At 62.7% G+C, this 16,085-nt stretch carries 13 protein-coding genes and 1 pseudogene; 4 read left to right on the top strand and 10 right to left on the bottom strand.

Translation table 11 applies throughout. The features are described 5' to 3' along the window. The 5 genes from FYB76_RS15240 to glpD are packed head-to-tail and all read right to left on the bottom strand — an operon-like array spanning position 1 to position 5,479. Positions 1-819: a carbohydrate ABC transporter permease gene (locus tag FYB76_RS15240; protein WP_088754752.1), complete on the bottom strand. Its 819-nt coding sequence runs from the start codon at positions 817-819 to the stop codon at positions 1-3. Continuing rightward, entirely contained in the window at positions 812-1,702 is an 891-nt protein-coding gene (locus FYB76_RS15245) for a carbohydrate ABC transporter permease (RefSeq protein ID WP_039790028.1), read from the bottom strand. Before FYB76_RS15245 ends, FYB76_RS15240 begins: the two co-directional genes overlap by 8 nt. A 3-nt stretch (positions 1,703-1,705) precedes the next feature. Next, entirely contained in the window at positions 1,706-2,794 is a 1,089-nt protein-coding gene (locus FYB76_RS15250; RefSeq protein ID WP_154134197.1) for an ABC transporter ATP-binding protein, read from the bottom strand. Between the two features lies 1 nt (position 2,795). Beyond that, a complete protein-coding gene (locus FYB76_RS15255) occupies positions 2,796-3,896 on the bottom strand; it encodes an ABC transporter ATP-binding protein (protein WP_220407338.1) in 1,101 nt (366 codons plus the stop codon). Between the two features lie 50 nt (positions 3,897-3,946). After that, positions 3,947-5,479, bottom strand: a complete 1,533-nt coding sequence (gene glpD, locus FYB76_RS15260; protein ID WP_154134198.1) for a glycerol-3-phosphate dehydrogenase — start codon at positions 5,477-5,479, stop codon at positions 3,947-3,949. 399 nt (positions 5,480-5,878) lie between these two features. On the opposite strand from glpD, the gene FYB76_RS15265 reads away from it, so the two are divergent. Together FYB76_RS15265 and adhP are read left to right on the top strand one after the other, a co-directional pair. Then, positions 5,879-6,637 carry a DeoR/GlpR family DNA-binding transcription regulator gene (locus FYB76_RS15265; RefSeq protein WP_034331224.1) on the top strand — a complete coding sequence of 253 codons (759 nt, stop codon included), beginning with the start codon at positions 5,879-5,881 and terminating at the stop codon, positions 6,635-6,637. Between the two features lie 215 nt (positions 6,638-6,852). After that, the gene (gene adhP, locus FYB76_RS15270; RefSeq protein ID WP_088754748.1) at positions 6,853-7,878 is read left to right on the top strand and encodes an alcohol dehydrogenase AdhP; all 1,026 of its coding nucleotides are present in this window, start codon (positions 6,853-6,855) and stop codon (positions 7,876-7,878) included. An 86-nt stretch (positions 7,879-7,964) separates the two neighbouring features. Here adhP and FYB76_RS15275 read toward each other — a convergent pair whose 3' ends face one another. From FYB76_RS15275 to FYB76_RS15285, 3 genes are all read right to left on the bottom strand, one after another. Beyond that, on the bottom strand, positions 7,965-8,213 hold the full coding sequence (locus tag FYB76_RS15275; RefSeq protein ID WP_338152857.1) for a HigA family addiction module antitoxin: 249 nt from the start codon (positions 8,211-8,213) through the stop codon (positions 7,965-7,967). 72 nt (positions 8,214-8,285) lie between these two features. Beyond that, a complete protein-coding gene (locus FYB76_RS15280; RefSeq protein ID WP_187697646.1) occupies positions 8,286-8,567 on the bottom strand; it encodes a type II toxin-antitoxin system RelE/ParE family toxin in 282 nt (93 codons plus the stop codon). A 93-nt stretch (positions 8,568-8,660) separates the two neighbouring features. Then, on the bottom strand, positions 8,661-10,166 hold the full coding sequence (locus tag FYB76_RS15285; protein WP_154134199.1) for a DASS family sodium-coupled anion symporter: 1,506 nt from the start codon (positions 10,164-10,166) through the stop codon (positions 8,661-8,663). Positions 10,167-10,195: 29 nt separating this feature from the next. Here FYB76_RS15285 and FYB76_RS15290 point away from each other — a divergent pair, with 29 nt between their 5' ends. After that, entirely contained in the window at positions 10,196-10,516 is a 321-nt protein-coding gene (locus FYB76_RS15290; protein WP_154134200.1) for a hypothetical protein, read from the top strand. Beyond that, the gene (locus FYB76_RS15295; RefSeq protein WP_154134201.1) at positions 10,513-12,663 is read left to right on the top strand and encodes a TonB-dependent siderophore receptor; all 2,151 of its coding nucleotides are present in this window, start codon (positions 10,513-10,515) and stop codon (positions 12,661-12,663) included. Before FYB76_RS15290 ends, FYB76_RS15295 begins: the two co-directional genes overlap by 4 nt. Before the next feature lie 32 nt (positions 12,664-12,695). On the opposite strand, the pseudogene FYB76_RS15300 reads toward FYB76_RS15295, so the two are convergent. Then, positions 12,696-14,992: pseudogene (locus tag FYB76_RS15300) on the bottom strand (heavy metal translocating P-type ATPase). Positions 14,993-15,448: 456 nt separating this feature from the next. Then, a complete protein-coding gene (locus FYB76_RS15305; protein ID WP_088754743.1) occupies positions 15,449-15,916 on the bottom strand; it encodes a DUF2846 domain-containing protein in 468 nt (155 codons plus the stop codon). Positions 15,917-16,085 lie beyond the last annotated feature (169 nt).

A 16,085-nucleotide genomic window follows, 5' to 3' on the forward strand; every position in this document is an offset into this window, starting at 1 on the left:
TCACACTCTCCCCATTGCGAAGCCCTTGGCGATGTGGTTGCGCACGAACCAGATCACCAGGGCTCCCGGAACAATCGTCAGCACGCCGGCCGCGGCCAGGATGCCCCAGTCCATGCCCGCTGCCGACGCGGTACGCGTCATGATGGCGCTGATCGGCTTGGCGTTGACCGAGGTCAGCGTGCGGGCCAGCAGCAGCTCCACCCAGCTGAACATGAAGCAGAAGAAGGCCGTCACGCCCACGCCCGACTTGATCAGCGGCAGGAAGATGCGCAGGAAGAAGCGCGGGAAGGAGAAGCCATCGATATAGGCCGTCTCATCGATCTCGCGCGGCACGCCCGACATGAAACCTTCCAGGATCCACACTGCCAGCGGCACGTTGAAGAGCATGTGCGCCAGCGCCACCGCGATGTGCGTGTCCGACAGCCCGATGGTGGAATAGAGCTGGAAGAACGGCAGCAGGAACACCGCCGGCGGCGTCATGCGGTTGGTCAGCAGCCAGAAGAACATGTGCTTGTCGCCCAGGAAGCGATAGCGCGAGAAGGCATAAGCGGCCGGCAGGGCTACCAGCAGCGACATGACCGTGTTCATGGCCACGTAGATGATGGAGTTGATGTAGCCCGAATACCACGAGGGATCGGTGAAGATCGTCTTGTAGTTGTTCAGCGTGGGCGCATTGGGCCAGAGCGTGAAGACCGACAGCGTCTCCTCGTTGGTCTTCAACGACGTGTTCAGCAGCCAGTACAGCGGCACCAGCGTGAAGGCGATGTAGACCAGCATCACCAGGGTGCGGGTGAAGGTCTTGTCCTGGGTCTTATTCATGTTGGCCACCCGAAGCATTGGCGTTGTTGCCGGCGCTCTGCATCCAGTTGTAGAGCACGAAGGACAACAGCAGGATGATGAGGAAGTAGATCAGCGAGAAGGCAGCGGCCGGACCGAGGTCGAACTGGCCCACGGCTTTCTGCGTGAGGTACTGGCTGAGGAAGGTGGTCGAGTTGCCGGGACCGCCACCGGTGAGCACGAAGGGCTCGGTGTAGATCATGAAGCTGTCCATGAAGCGCAGCAGCACCGCGATCACCAGCACACCGCGCATCTTGGGCAGCTGGATGAAACGGAACACCGCCCAGCGGCTGGCGCCGTCAATCTGCGCGGCCTGGTAATACGCATCCGGAATCGAACGCAGACCGGCAAAGGCCAGCAGCGCCACCAGCGGCGTCCAGTGCCACACATCCATGAGCAGCACGGTCAGCCAGGCGTCCAGCGGATTGGAGGCGTAGTTGTAGTCGACGCCCAGCAGGTTGAGCACGTGGCCGCCCAGCCCGATGTCGCCACGGCCGAAGATCTGCCAGATGGTGCCGACCACGTTCCATGGAATCAACAGCGGCATGGCCAGGATCACCAGCGTGGCCGAGGATTTCCAGCCCTTGTGCGGCATGGCCAGCGCCAGGCCGATGCCCAGCGGCAGCTGCACCAGCAGCACGCAGAAGGAAAAGATCAGCTGGCGCAGCAGGGCCGCATGGAGTTCGCTGTCGCGCATGACGTCGCGGAACCAGTCCAGGCCCACGAAGACTTTCTGTTCGGGGCTGATGATGTCCTGCACCGAATAATTGACCACCGTCATCAGCGGAATGATGGCCGAGAAGGCCACCGTCAGGAAGACCGGGAGGATGAAGAACCAGGCCTTGTTGTTGTAGGGCTTGTTCATGGCTTAGCGTCCAATTCTCTCGTCGTTGCTGAAGAAGATCGTCTCGGGCTTGGCCAGTCGCAGCCAGTGTGCACCGGTGGCGATCTTCAATTCGGGCGCCACGCGCGCCTTCACGCTCATGCCCTCGAACTGCGCGGTCACCAGCTGGCTGGTGCCCAGGTGCTGGACCTGGGTGATCTCGGCGCTGACGGCACCGGCCGTACCGGGTGCAGCCAGCTCGACGAATTCGGGGCGGATGCCCAGCTTGAGGTCACCGCTGCTGTTCTTCAGGGCCTGCAGCTGCGCGGCCTCGACCTGCACGCGCTGCTGGCCCAGCACGACCGCATCGCCTTCCACGCGCACCGGGCAGAAGTTCATGCCGGGACTGCCGATGAAGTAACCGACGAAAGTGTGATCAGGCCGCAGGAACAGGGCCTCAGGTTTACCCTGCTGCACCACCTTGCCCTCGGTCATGACCACCACTTCATCGGCGAAGGTCAGTGCCTCGACCTGGTCGTGGGTGACGTAGATCAGGGTCAGCTTCAACTGGTGATGGATTTCCTTGAGCTTCTGGCGCAGCTCCCACTTCATGTGCGGATCGATCACCGTCAGCGGTTCATCGAAGAGGATCGCCGCCACGTCCTTGCGCACCAGGCCACGGCCCAGCGAAATCTTTTGCTTGGCATCGGCCGACAGACCGGCGGCGCGCTGCTTGAGGTCGCGGGTCAGGTCGAGCATCTCGGCGATCTCGCGCACGCGGGCCTGCACTTCGCGCTCGGCGATCTTGCGGTTGCGCAGCGGGAAAGCGAGGTTGTCGAACACGCTCATGGTGTCGTAGAGCACCGGGAACTGGAACACCTGCGCGATGTTGCGATCGCGGGTGGCCATGCGAGTCATGTCGCGGCCATCGAAGAGCACCTGCCCTTCGGAGGGCTGCAGCAGGCCGGAAATGATGTTGAGCAAGGTGGACTTGCCGCAGCCGGAGGGACCCAGCAGCGCATAGGCACCGCCGTCTTCCCACACCATGTTCATGGGTTGCAGGGCATAGTCCTTGAGGCTGGCCGGGTTGCCACTGTAGGCGTGGCCCAGGTTCTTGAATTCGATGCGGGCCATGTCAGCGAGTCTCCAGCGGGGCGCTCAGCAGGCGACCCTGTGTATCGAAGAGGAAGGCCTTGGCGGCGGCGATGCTCACTTGCACCGTGCTGCCGATGGCCACTTCATGCACGCCCGACAGCTGCGCCACCAGGGGCACATCGCCATGGCGCAGGTGCAGGTAGGTTTCGGAACCGGACAGTTCGGCCAGGGTCACGCTGCAGCCCAGGCTCACGCCGGGTGCCGTCAGCGCTTCCAGGCGCACGTCGTTGCAGCGGATGCCCAGCTTGCAGGGTTGGCCTTCGGACAGGGACAAGCTGCGTCCGGCGATCTCCAGCACGCTGCCATCGTTCATGCGGATGGCGGCCACGCCCGGGCCGGTGGAGACGGCCGTGGCGTCCAGCAGGTTCATCGGCGGGTCATTGAAGATCGCAGCCACGCGGGTGGAGGCCGGACTGTTGAACAATTCCAACGTGGGTGCGAATTGCAGCAGGCGGCCTTCGTGCATCACGGCGGTGTGGCCGCCCAGCAGCAGCGCTTCCTGCGGCTCGGTGGTGGCGTAGACCACGGTGGTGTCGCCGGTAGCGAAGAGCGAAATCAGTTCACTGCGCAATTCCTCCCGCAGCTTGTAGTCGAGGTTGACCAGCGGCTCATCGAGCAGCACCAGCGGGGCGCGCTTGATGAGCGCCCGTGCCAGCGCGCAGCGCTGCTGCTGGCCACCGGAGAGTTCCAGCGGCAGGCGTTGCAGCAGGTGGGTGATGTGCAGCTTGTCGGCGATTTCCTTGACACGCTTGCTGATCTCCTGCTCGGGCTGCTTCTGCAGGCGCAAGGGCGCGGCGATGTTCTCGAACACCGTCAGGCCAGGATAGTTGATGAATTGCTGGTACACCATCGCCAGGTTGCGCTCGCGCACACCCACGCCGGTGACGTCCTGGCCATCGACCAGCACGCGCCCTGCAGTGGGCTTGTCGAGCCCTGCGATGATGCGCATCAGGGACGTCTTGCCGGCCTGGGTCGGGCCCAGCAGGACGTTGATGCCGCCTTTGGCGAGATGGAGGTCAAGCGGGTACAGGTGCGTTTCGGCACCGACCGTCTTGGCCACTTGTTTCAATTCCAGGGTCACGCTGTCTCCTCGCTACATTTTTTGATTGATCTGGTGTGCGGTGACCTGGCTCAGTGGGGCGTGGCGCCCGGCAAATCCGCCAGCCACGCCTCCAGCCGCCCTCTGTGCTGCGGCCCACAATGCAGGCCCAGCTTGCTGCGCCGCCACAGGATGTCATCCGCACCGCGCGCCCACTCGTGTTGCACCAGGTAGCGCGCCTCGGCCTCGTAGAGGCCCGGTGTCAGTTCTTCGCCCAGCGCTGCCAGGCTGTCGGCCTGGCCGATGATCTGGTCCACGCGTGAACCATAGCTGCGCGCATAGCGATGGGCAAGCGCGGCCGGCAACCAGGGATAGCGCGCCTGCAATTTGCGCAGGTAGGCCTCAAAGTCGTAGCGCGCCACCATCTTGCCGGGCTGTTCCAGGTCGCCGCCAGGCAGCGGCGCACCGGCCGTCCACGGCTGGCTCGATGCACCCAGGTGCGGGGCCAGCATGGACAGCGCTTCTTCGGCCAGCTTGCGATAGGTCGTGATCTTGCCGCCCCAGACGTTGAGCATCGGCGCACCCGCATCGTCGCATTCGAGCAGGTAGTCGCGCGTGATGGCCGAGGCGTTTTCGGCGCTGTCGTCCAGCAGCGGACGCACGCCGGAATAGGTCCAGACCACGTCTTCCTTGCCGATCTGGCGCTTGAAGTAACGGTTGGCCATCTCGCAGAGATACTCGATCTCTTCGGCATCGATCTCGACCTTGCCGGCATCGCCGTGGTATTCGAGGTCGGTGGTACCGATGAGGGTGAACTCTTCCTGATAGGGAATGGCGAAGATGATGCGCTTGTCCGGGTTCTGGAAGATGTAGGCGTAGGGGTGGTCGAACAGGCGCTTGACCACGATGTGGCTGCCCTTGATCAGGCGCAGGCTGCGGCCGGTCTTGGCTTGCGGCACCGACTGCGCAAAGCGCGCGGCCCAGGGACCGGCGGCGTTGACGATGGCACGGGCGCGCACTTCTTCCTGTTGCACGCCGCTGGCGTACTGGTGCTCCAGCACCGCATGCCAGGTATCGCCTTCGCGGCGGGCGCTGATGCACTTGGTGCGGGTGAGGATGCGGGCGCCGCGTTCCTGGGCGTCCATGGCGTTCAAGACCACCAGGCGCGCGTCGTCGACCCAGCCATCGGAATAGACGAAGCCCTTGCGATAGTCGCCCTTCAAAGGCTGCCCGCCCGGGTGGCGAGCGAGGTTGGCGCCTTCGGAGGCGGGCAGGATCTCGCGCTTGGCGAGGTAGTCGTACATGAACAGGCCGGCGCGGATCATCCAGGCCGGGCGCTGGTTGGCGTCGTGCGGCATGACGAAGCGCAACGGCCAGATGATGTGCGGTGCCGAGCGCAGCAGGACTTCGCGTTCCTGCAGGGCCTTGCGCACCAGCTTGAATTCGTAATATTCGAGGTAGCGCAAGCCGCCGTGGATGAGCTTGGTGCTGGCCGAGGAGGTATGTTGGGCCAGGTCATGCTGCTCGCACAGCAGCACCCGCAGGCCGCGCCCGGCCGCATCGCGCGCGATGCCCGCGCCGTTGATGCCGCCGCCTACCACCAAGAGATCATATTCGAGCGTCATTCGCCGCTTCTCCGTATTGGATCCGTATGGGTTCCGGGTTGAAACTGTATTGATGCCGTAGTGAAACTGTATTGGCTGCGGCAGCGACACCGTATTGCTGCCGGGCTGCCACTGTATTGCTGCCGTGTTTCCGCTGTATTACTGCCGTGTTGGTGCCGTATTGGTGCCGTGTTGCTTGTGTGCGGTAACCGTATTGCCGTCTCAGCGGTTCCGCTGTGTTTGCGTGCAACAGCTGCCGTGCAACCCCGCACTTTCCCGGGAGTTGCCAATGCACGTAAGATAAGCGACATCCCGAAAGTAAATCAACAATTATTTGTTGTTTTATGTTCGTTTATGTTTTTTAATGTTCATATTCAATCAAAATTGTTTCCCAAAAATCAACGGATTTCGATCACCTCCATGCTCAATCCCAGGCAACAGACGCTGCTGGAATGCGTTCGCAAGCACGGCACCATTTCGGTGGAAGAGCTGGCCCAGCAACTGAACGTGACCACCCAGACCGTGCGCCGCGACGTCAAGGCGATGGTCGATGCCAGTTTGCTGGCGCGTTATCACGGCGGGGTCGGGCTGCTGTCCTCGACCGAGAACATTGCCTATCCCGAGCGCCAGGTCATGCATGCCGACGCCAAGCGCCGCATCGGCCGCACGGTGGCCGCGCGGGTGCCGGATGGCTGTTCGCTGATCCTGAACCTGGGCACCACCACTGAAGAGGTGGCGCGCGCCCTGCAGCAGCACAAGAACCTGCACGTGGTGACCAACAACCTGAACGTGGCCAATTCGCTGGCCAGCAATCCGGCGCTGGAGGTCATCATTGCCGGCGGCGTGGTGCGCGCGCGGGATCGCGGCATCGTGGGCGAGGCCACCATCGATTTCATCCGGCAGTTCAAGGTGGACATCGGCATCATCGGCATTTCCAGCATCGAGATGGATGGGGTCTTGCGGGACTTTGATGCCCGTGAAGTCAAGGTCGCCCAGACCATCATCGAGCAGTCGCGCCAGGTCTGGCTGGTTGCCGATGCCAGCAAGTTCGGACGGCAGGCGCTGGTGAAGATGGCGCACCTGTCGCAGATCGACGTGCTCTTCACCGATGCCCCGCCCCCGCCGGAACTGGCGACCCTGCTGGCGGAAACCGATGTGGAAGTGGTGATCGCAAAGTAAGCCTGTCAGGCAGGCATGCTGCACAGGCATGCGCAACTGCACTCACCTTGTTTTTCAACGATGGGCGACATGGATCAATCCATGCGCAATCATCGATTGTCGTCATGCGGCACGCGGAGGATATTGACGTTTGCAGGCAGGAACAACAGACGGCCATTTCAGCACAAGGCCGCCGCCCTGCCCTGGCATCCCGTTGATCCCCCCGAGGAGTGCATATGACGCAAATGATGAAAGCGGCCGTCGTCCGCGAATTCGGCAAGCCCCTGTCGATTGAACAAGTGCCCGTCCCCACGCCGGGTCCGGGCCAGATCCTGGTCAAGTTCGAAGCCAGCGGCGTCTGCCATACCGACCTGCACGCGGCCCATGGCGACTGGCCCGTCAAACCCACACCGCCTTTCATTCCCGGCCACGAAGGCACTGGCTACGTTGCCGCGCTGGGCGCGGGTGTCAAGCACGTCAAGGAAGGCGACCGCGTTGGCGTGCCCTGGCTGCATACGGCCTGTGGCTGCTGCTCGCCCTGCCGCACCGGCTGGGAAACCCTGTGCGCCGAGCAGCAGAACACCGGCTATTCCGTCAACGGCAGCTTTGCCGAATATGGCCTGGCCGATCCCAATTTCGTCGGCCACCTGCCTGCCGGACTGGACTTCGGCCCGGCCGCCCCCGTGCTGTGCGCGGGCGTGACCGTCTACAAGGGCTTGAAGGAAACCGAGGTGCGCCCCGGTGAGTGGGTGGTGATCTCCGGCATCGGCGGCCTGGGCCACATGGCCGTGCAATATGCCAAGGCCATGGGCATGCACGTGGTCGCCGCCGACATCCACGAAGACAAGCTGGCGCTGGCCAAGAAGCTGGGCGCGGACCTGACCGTCGATGGCCGCGACCACAATGCAGTGGCCGAAGTCCAGCGCCTCATCGGTGGTGCGCATGGTGCGCTGGTGACGGCGGTCTCGCCCAAGGCGATGGAACAGGCGTTCGGTTTCCTGCGTGCCCGCGGCACCATGGCGCTGGTTGGATTGCCCCCGGGCGACATCAGTCTGCCGGTGTTCAATACGGTGTTGAAGCGCATCACCGTGCGCGGCTCCATCGTCGGTACGCGCCAGGACCTGGAAGAATCGCTGGTCTTTGCGGCAGAGGGCAAGGTGGCGGCGCACTTTACCTGGGACAAGCTGGACAATATCAATGCCATCTTTGCGCGCATGGAAGAGGGCAAGATTGATGGGCGGATTGTGCTGGACTTGAAGTAAGAAGTCCCGGCGTACGCAGAATTTTGACGCAATAAAAAATGACGGCTTCTCCGGAAGCCGTCATTGTCGTTGAAGCCGCTGCCTCCTCAAACCGGGCTCGGCTCCTTGGGTTGCCACTGCTTGATACCAGCCAGCACATCACGCATCTTTTCACGCGCGATTTCGGTGTCATATGCGACTTGCGCGCGCAGCCAGTATCCGTCGGAGAGTCCGAAGAAGCGTGCGAGCCGCAAATCGGTATCGGCTGTTACGGCACGCTTGCCATTGACGATCTCGCTGATGCGCAATTGCGATACGCCGATTTCCTTGGCCAAACGGTATTGGGTGATGCCCATCGGCTTCAGGAATTCTTCATTGAGCAGTTCGCCCGGCGTTACCGGAGCAAGACGTCGAGCCATCGCAACCTCCTAGCTGTGATAATCAACGATCTCGATGTCGAATGCGGCACCGTCCCTCCAGACGAAACAAAGACGCCACTGATCGTTGATTCTGATGCTGTATTGGCCGCGCCGCCTACCTTTGAGCAATTCAAGGCGATTTTGCGGCGGGATTCTCAAATCCTCCAGCCGAACGGCAATTTCCAACTGCCGCAACTTTCGCAAAGCTACACGCTCGATGTTGACAAACCGCGCTATGCGCTTGCCTTCGTGCAACGCCTCAGTGTCGGCGCATTTGAATGATTCGATCATGGGAATAGTAACGACATACGTTAGTAACGTCAAACGTTATTATCGGTATTATTTGAACTACTCCCTTTGCCCTTGGTCCGGCCAGCCAGCATCCTACCAGTATCCCAACACCTTCCACCACACCATCCCCACCGTCGCAAACACCAGCAATTCCACCACCGCCATCACGAAGCCCACGCCCCACCACTTGCCCATGGAGACGTAGCCGCTGCCGAAGATGATGGGCGAAGTGCCGGTAGCGTAATGGGTCAGCGTCATCATCACGCCCGAGCCTGCGGTCATCATCAGCATGAAGGGGACCACATACTGCGGCGGCAGCAATTGCGCGCCCACCGTGAGGAAGGCCAGCATCATCGCGCTGATGTGCGCGGTGGTACTGGCAAAGAAGTAATGCGACAGCACGAACACCAGCAACAGCACGCTGGCCACGGCCATCCAGCCCATGCCGCTGGCGACGATGGCAGCCTTCATGCCTTCCGAGAACCAGGCCACCACACCGGTCTTGTTCAACTGCTCGGCCAGCATCACCAGCGCCCCGAACCAGACCAGCGTATCCCACGCACTTTTTTCGGAGAGCACATCATCCCAGTCAATCGTGCCGGTGATGATGAGCACGAACAACCCAACGAACGCCACCACCGTGGGATCGAGCGTGAAGGCCGCGCCCAGCAGCATGGCCGGGACGTTGGCCCACAGCAGCAGCAGCAGCGCGAAAGTCCCCAGCATCACCTTCTCGCTGGCCCCGAGCCGGCCCATCTTGTCCAGTTCGCTGCGCGCGTAGTCCACCGCATTGGGCGTGGACTTCAGCTCCGGCGGCGCGAGCAGGTAGATCACCATCGGCATGATCAGCAGGCACACCAGGCCGGGCAGCAGCATGCACAGCGCCCAGGTGGTCCATGAGAGCTGCAGCGCATGGCCGGTGGCCTTGGCCACATAGTTGACCACCAGCGGATTGGGCGCGGTGGCGGTGAGGAACATGGCCGAGGTGATCGGATTGGCGTGATAGTTGACCAGCGCCAGGTAGGTGCCGACCTTGTTCTGCGTGCCCTTGGCCGGATCGGAATCGAAGGCGTTGGCAATGGACTTCATGATGGGATGCACGATGCCGCCGCCACGCGCCGTATTGCTGGGCGTGAACGGGGCCAGCACCAGTTCGCAGATGGCCAGCCCATAGCCGATGCCCACCGTGCGCTTGCCCAGCAGCGCGATGAACATCAGCCCGACGCGGCGGCCGAGTCCGGTCTTTTTCAAGCCGCGCGAGATCAGGATGGCCACCACGATGAGCCAGATCAGCGGATTGGAAAAACTGGCCAGCGCATCGGCAATGGCGCCCTTGGAGGAAGTCGAGGTGACCTGCGACAGCGAGACGATGACGATGGCCATCATCGCCATCACGCCAATGGGCATGACCTTGAGGATGATGGCCACGATGGTGGTAAGGAAGATCGCCACCAGCGCCCAGGCCTTGGGCTCCAGCCCCGCCGGGCAGGGTGTGAGCAGCAGCAGGACCAGGACCGCCGTGGCGATCAGGGCCGGACCCAGCTTGAAGGGTACGGCATCGTTGAAATACTTGAAGGTGGCTTTGAGTTGATCGAACATCGCATCATCCTGGGACAGAAACTGGAAGCATGAAAGCAAGATGGCCGCACAGCCTGTTGCCGTGCGGCCATCCTTGCGCCAAGTATAGTCAGCCGGATGAGGGCGCTGTTGCGCTCATTGCCGATGTTTTGATCTGGGCCAGCATTGGCCGAACTTTAAGCTCTCTGGCCTCAGGCCCACGACGCCACGCCTCGGTACGGCAAGCATTGACCCCTAATGATGAACTTGCAAAACAACGACGCGGGAAGACACTTCTTCACAACAAACTTACAATTTTCCAACAATTGTTAACGATTATCATTTATATTCACCAGCCCGACTTATTTGCCAGGCTGTTTGAATACCGATGATGATGCACCGAGGATTTGCGACTCCCCTTCCCTCCCGCCACACCACCAGCGCCGCGTGGCTGCTGACCAGCCTGCTGGCGATGGCGCCGCTGGCATGGGCCGACGATACGGCCACGGCCGCAGGCAGCAATGCAGCGGCCTTGCCCGAGATCAGCGTCTCCGCTGGCCGCGACAAGGCCGGCACCAGCTACAACGCCACCAGCACCAGCGGCGCCACGCGCACCGATACGCCGTTGATGGAACTGCCGCAGTCGGTCCGCGTGATGACGACCCAGCAGATCGAGGACCTGGGTGCGGTGCGGCTGGCCGATACGGTCGATTACGTCAGTGGCATCAGCCGCCTCAATGACTTCGGCGGTACCTGGGACAACTTCGCCATTCGCGGCTTCAGCAGTACCGACATGGGTTTCCTGGTCAATGGTTTCCCCGGTTCGCGCGGCTACAATCCGCGCCGCGATACGGCCACCATCGAACGCATCGAATTCCTCAAGGGCCCGGCCGCCGCGCTCTACGGCAGCAGCGAGCCAGGCGGTACCATCAACATCGTCACCAAGAAACCGCAATTCACGCGCAAGAACAGCGCCGAACTCAGTGCCGGCACCGGCGGCCTGCGCCGTGCCACGGTCGACAGCACCGGCCCCCTGGGCCAGAACCTGGCCTATCGCCTGATCGCCATGACCGAGGAAGGCGACAGCCGTTCCAGCCTGCTCCACAACCGCCGCTCGCTGGTAGCCCCCTCGCTGGCCTGGGTAATCGACAAGGACACCCTGCTGAACTACGAGGCCGAATTCCTGCAGGCCAGCACACCGCTGGACCGCGGCCTCATCAACGTGCGCGGCGTGCTGGGTACGCTGCCGCGTGACCGCGTCCTGAACGAACCCTCCGACGGCAACATGGCCATGCGCAGCAACACGCACCAGCTGACGCTGGAGCGCACGCTGTCCGAGCAGTGGCGCGCCAAGCTCGGTGCCAGCTACAAGGAAAGCAGCTTCGACGGCTACTACACCGAAGCGGCACTCTCCAATCCGCTGGCCGCCGACAATCGCACGCTCAACCGCACCCGTACCTGGCGCCAGCTGCCTTCGCGCGATACCTCCTTCCAGGCGGAGCTGCAGGGCAACTTCAACACCGGTGCCATCGGTCACACCCTGTTGATCGGTGCCGAAGCGTCGACACTGTGGATGAATACGGAAATCCTGCGCTCGGCCAATACGCCCATCGACATCTACAATCCGGTCTACGGCAGCCCGCTGCTGCCGCTGACCAATCGCACCAGCAGTTCGGATGAACATCAGCGGGTCAAGGCGGTGTTCGTGCAGGATCAACTGAGCCTGTCGCCGCAATGGAAAGTGCTGGCCGGCCTGCGCTGGGACCAATACAACCAGAGCATCCAGAATCGTGTAGGTGGCGTCACCAACACCTCGCAGCAACAGAGCGCGGTCTCGCCGCGCGCCGGCATCACCTACCTGCCCACAGCCTGGAGTTCCGTGTATGTGACGGCAGGCAAATCCTTCCGCGCCAACAGTGGCGTGGACGCCAGCGGCCGCGCCTTCGATCCGCAGCACTCCACGGCCTATGAAGCCGGCCTCAAGCTGCAGACCCAGGATGAGCGACTGGGCGCCAACTTCGCCGTCTACGACATCACCAAGACCAATGTCCTCACCGCCAGCGACATCCCGGGCTTCCAGGTGGCTGCGGGCGAAGCCAAGAGCACCGGCTTCGAGGCCGATGCCTATGGCCAGATCGATGCGCACTGGCGCGTCTCGGCCAACTTCGCCTGGGACAACGCGCGCGTGACCAAGGACAAGACCCTGGCAGCAGGCACGCGCCTGGCCAACATTCCCGCCTACAGCGCAGGCCTTTTGGTCATGCGTGAAGATGCGACGGCCAATGGCGCGCGCTATGGATTGGGGGGCGGCGTGAACTACGTCGGCAACCGTTCGGGCAATACCGCAGACACGTATTCATTGCCGGCGTATGCAACGGTCAAGCTCCTGAGCTACTGGCAGGTGAGCAAGAATGTGCGGCTGTCGCTGGACGTGCACAACCTCTTCAACCGCAACTACTATCCGGGTTCGTGGAACAACCTCTACGTGATGCCGGGCGCGGAACGTACTGTCGTGGCGCGCATGAAGATCGACCTGTAATCCGCAAACCGTATCCCCGGCAAGCGACGCTTTCAGGAGGAGAGCCCATGAAAAAGCTCTTCCTCCTGGGCGATATGCAAGCGCAAGATGGCCTCCAAGGCGTACAGCGCATGCCGCAGCTCCTGTGCAGTGGCCGCTGCCAGCGGCGGATCAGCGGGACTTGCGCCCAGTTGTGCGGCAATGCGTTCGAGGGTGCGGCTCAGGCGATGGATTTCGCGATGGGTGCTGCTCATCGCGGCCATCGGATCACGGCCGCCTATCAACGTCGCCAGGCGCGGATAGAGGCGCGCATCGTCTTCGGTTTCATGGGGCAGCAGGCGCGTCTTGAGCAATCCGTTCAAGGACTGCAATGCCTCGCGCAAGGCGCTGACGGTGAGTACCTCGCTGTGCTCGGCCAGCCACAGCAGGCGATCCAATATCGGCAACAGCGCGGCATGCTCTTGCTGCAAGCGCTCCCGATCGGCCGCTGGCAAGCGGCTGCGCAGGACTTCCTTCTGCAAGGTCAGCACACGCAATGCATTGAGGATGACGGCCACGTCGATGCACTCCTGCAAGACCGCACCCGCCACCGGGGGCAGATAGCCGCATGCGGCCACCAGCATCGCCACGACCGATAATCCCATCCCGGCCATCACGCTCTGCAAGGCAATGCGTCGGGTCTGCTGCGCCAGCTGCACGGCCAACACCAGGCGATCCAGACGATCCACCAGCAATACCACCTGCGCCGACTCGGCCGCCGCAGCAGCCCCGCGCGCACCCATGGCCACGCCGATATCGGCGGCAGCCAGGGCCGGGGCATCATTGACACCATCACCGACCATCATCGTGACACCCTGCCGGCGTGCCGCTGTAATGGCGGCCAGCTTGGAAGCCGGGCTCTGCTCGGCCAGGATCTCGTCCACGCCCAGCGCACGACCGATGGTGGTGGCCACATCATGACGATCACCGGTCAACATGACGATGCGTTGCACACCGAGCGTGCGCAGCAAGCGCAGCGCACGCGGCGCTTCCAGCCGCACTTCATCGGCCAGCAACAACACCCCGGCAAGGCGGCCCTCGATGGCGACATATACCCCCGCCACCGCGTCATAGCCGATCCGCTCGCTGAACGGTACGGCCCAGGCCGGCAGCGCCGCACCCTGCAGCACATGGTCACGACTGCCCACACGCAGCGCGCGCCCTTGTACGCGTCCGCTCAATCCGGCACCCGGGGACTCGCTCACCTGCTCCGGCAGCGCCAGATCGAGTCCGCGTTCGAGCGCCGCACTGACCACGGCTTGCGCGATGGCATGGACCGACATTTGCTCCAGCGACGCCGCCAGTCTCAACAACTCATCCGCGCCGATGCCGGGCGCAGGATGCAGGGCGACCAGATGCGCCTTGCCGCTGGTCAAGGTACCGGTCTTGTCGACGAAGAGGGTATGCAGCTGCGCCAGCTTTTCCAGCGCACCGCCGTGCTTGATGAGGACGCCCTGCTGGGCACAACGCGACATGGCGCACACCAGCGCCACCGGCACCGCCAGGATCAGGGGACAAGGCGTGGCCACCACGGCGACCGCCAGCGCCCGCTGCGGGTCGCCGCTGATGAGCCAGGCCAGCCCGGCAAGGGCGAGCGCCAGCGGCACGAACAGCAAGGCATAGCGATCTGCCAGCCGCACTGCCGGCGCACGGGACTGGCGGGCGGCACTGACCAGCCGCACGATATTGCCCAAGGTCCCCTGCTCTGCCGTACTGGTGGCCAGCAGGTCGAAGGCCTCGCCGGCATTGATGCTGCCGCTGCAGAGCGCAGCCCCCGAGGCCAGGTTCACCGGTAGTGACTCGCCCGTCAGGGTGGCCTGGTCGAGCAGCGCTGCCGACAGTGCGATGCCATCGACCGGCACCGTCTGGCCAGGACGCACCAGCAGGCGGTCGCCGGGCCGGATCGCCGCCACCGCGACCTCCACGATACGGCCGTCTTCATGGCGATGCGCGTGTTGCGGCACCTTCTCCAGCAGCGCGCCGACATCTCCTGCTGGGCACGGCGCTCGGCGTGGCTTTCCAGGGCACGGCCGGTGACGAACATGAGGGCGATCACGGCTGCGGTCAGTTCCTCCTGCAAGACCAGCGCCCCGGCCAGGGTGAGCAAGGCCATCAGGTCCAGCCCCCACTGGCGTTGCCACAGGGACAGCGCCGTTTCACTGAAGACGAAGAGCAGTACCAGCGCTGCGCTGGCTTGCCAGACGCGCATGGCGATCAAGGGCAGGTGCCAGGCATGCAGCAGCGCGCCGGTGGCCAATGCCAGGGCGCAGAAGACGACCAGGGGAAGATGGAAACGATGGCGCCAGTTCATGGATCTGGGCCGCAGCATCACGGCAGTGGGCGTGCAGGATCGCAAGCGCGATGATGAGGCCGGAGAGCGCCTCGCAGTGGCCTATCTCTCACAAGGATGACTTGCATCAAGTCCGGGCCTGGCAAGCTGTCCGGCGTGGCAACATGGCGCGTGCCGGGGCTACTGGTCTGCCAAGAAGGCAACCTGCGCGCCGATCACTTCCACCTATTCCACGTGGAGTGACGCTCGGGATACGCCTCGAATGGCGGCATCGATGGCAGGGGCAATCCCCTGCAGGCGCTGGACAATTTCGGTCCATGGCCACCTGGCGGAAGAATTCCACAAGTCCGGCGACAGCAAGGGTTGCTTCAACCGGCAGCGATAGGGTCGGCATGGACGCAGCGCCGGCAAAAAAGACAACGCCCCGATGCACAACGGTTCAACGGGGCGTTATCCTCAAGAATCAAGAATCAAGAATCAGTCTGAGAGTGTGAGCTCCTTCAACAGCGGCAAAGCAACGTCCTCTTTGACGGGGACGAAGGAAACACCCACCACCAGTCCCGTTCCTGAAAAGCCGTTGAAGCCGGTATTGAGCTGCACGAAGTAGCGTTTTCCTGCTTCGGCATTGAGCTTGATCCGGTGGGGAGGCAGAGGCCAGTTGAAGCTGGTTTCGGTTTCCACCAGCACCGGTCCCGGCTTGACGGTGCGGACCAGGTAACCGCCACGTTTGAGCTGTCCGATGTCGGTTCCGTTGACCAGCATGGTCGGATAGTGACCAGTCCGGCCTGCCGACCACTGATCGAACGGCTTGCCGTTCTCGGTGCGGAGAATGTACAACTGTGCTGTCTCCCCTTCAATTTCCTTGTAACCGGAAAACTTCGGCCCCATTGCAATGGCACAGCCCTGCAAGAACAACGCGATCGTGATGATCCAGATTTTTTTCATGCCTCATCCTTTTGATTGTTGTGGTTTGTCGATGGCATCTCATGCTGGCAGACCCCTTGCCATTCAATCTCGCGATACGAGAATGTTGAGATAGGGCAATTTTACAATACGCCGACAAGCCGGCACCAGATCAATCGTCGTACTGATAAGGTCCCCGCGCTCGTTCGCG

Source organism: Herbaspirillum sp. CAH-3 (assembly GCF_009668275.1).
GTDB classification, from domain to species: Bacteria; Pseudomonadota; Gammaproteobacteria; order Burkholderiales; family Burkholderiaceae_D; genus Herbaspirillum; species Herbaspirillum aquaticum.

Excerpts from the sequence above, each read along its gene's own strand:
- FYB76_RS15285 (WP_154134199.1), bottom strand. The coding sequence starts at position 10,166 with ATGTTCGATCAACTCAAAGCCACCTTCAAGTATTTCAACGATGCCGTA.
- FYB76_RS15280 (WP_187697646.1), bottom strand. The coding sequence starts at position 8,567 with ATGATCGAATCATTCAAATGCGCCGACACTGAGGCGTTGCACGAAGGC.
- FYB76_RS15295 (WP_154134201.1), top strand. The coding sequence starts at position 10,513 with ATGATGATGCACCGAGGATTTGCGACTCCCCTTCCCTCCCGCCACACC.
- FYB76_RS15245 (WP_039790028.1), bottom strand. The coding sequence starts at position 1,702 with ATGAACAAGCCCTACAACAACAAGGCCTGGTTCTTCATCCTCCCGGTC.
- FYB76_RS15290 (WP_154134200.1), top strand. The coding sequence starts at position 10,196 with ATGAAAGCAAGATGGCCGCACAGCCTGTTGCCGTGCGGCCATCCTTGC.
- FYB76_RS15275 (WP_338152857.1), bottom strand. The coding sequence starts at position 8,213 with ATGGGCATCACCCAATACCGTTTGGCCAAGGAAATCGGCGTATCGCAA.
- adhP (WP_088754748.1), top strand. The coding sequence starts at position 6,853 with ATGACGCAAATGATGAAAGCGGCCGTCGTCCGCGAATTCGGCAAGCCC.
- FYB76_RS15265 (WP_034331224.1), top strand. The coding sequence starts at position 5,879 with ATGCTCAATCCCAGGCAACAGACGCTGCTGGAATGCGTTCGCAAGCAC.
- FYB76_RS15250 (WP_154134197.1), bottom strand. The coding sequence starts at position 2,794 with ATGGCCCGCATCGAATTCAAGAACCTGGGCCACGCCTACAGTGGCAAC.
- glpD (WP_154134198.1), bottom strand. The coding sequence starts at position 5,479 with ATGACGCTCGAATATGATCTCTTGGTGGTAGGCGGCGGCATCAACGGC.
- FYB76_RS15305 (WP_088754743.1), bottom strand. The coding sequence starts at position 15,916 with ATGAAAAAAATCTGGATCATCACGATCGCGTTGTTCTTGCAGGGCTGT.
- FYB76_RS15240 (WP_088754752.1), bottom strand. The coding sequence starts at position 819 with ATGAATAAGACCCAGGACAAGACCTTCACCCGCACCCTGGTGATGCTG.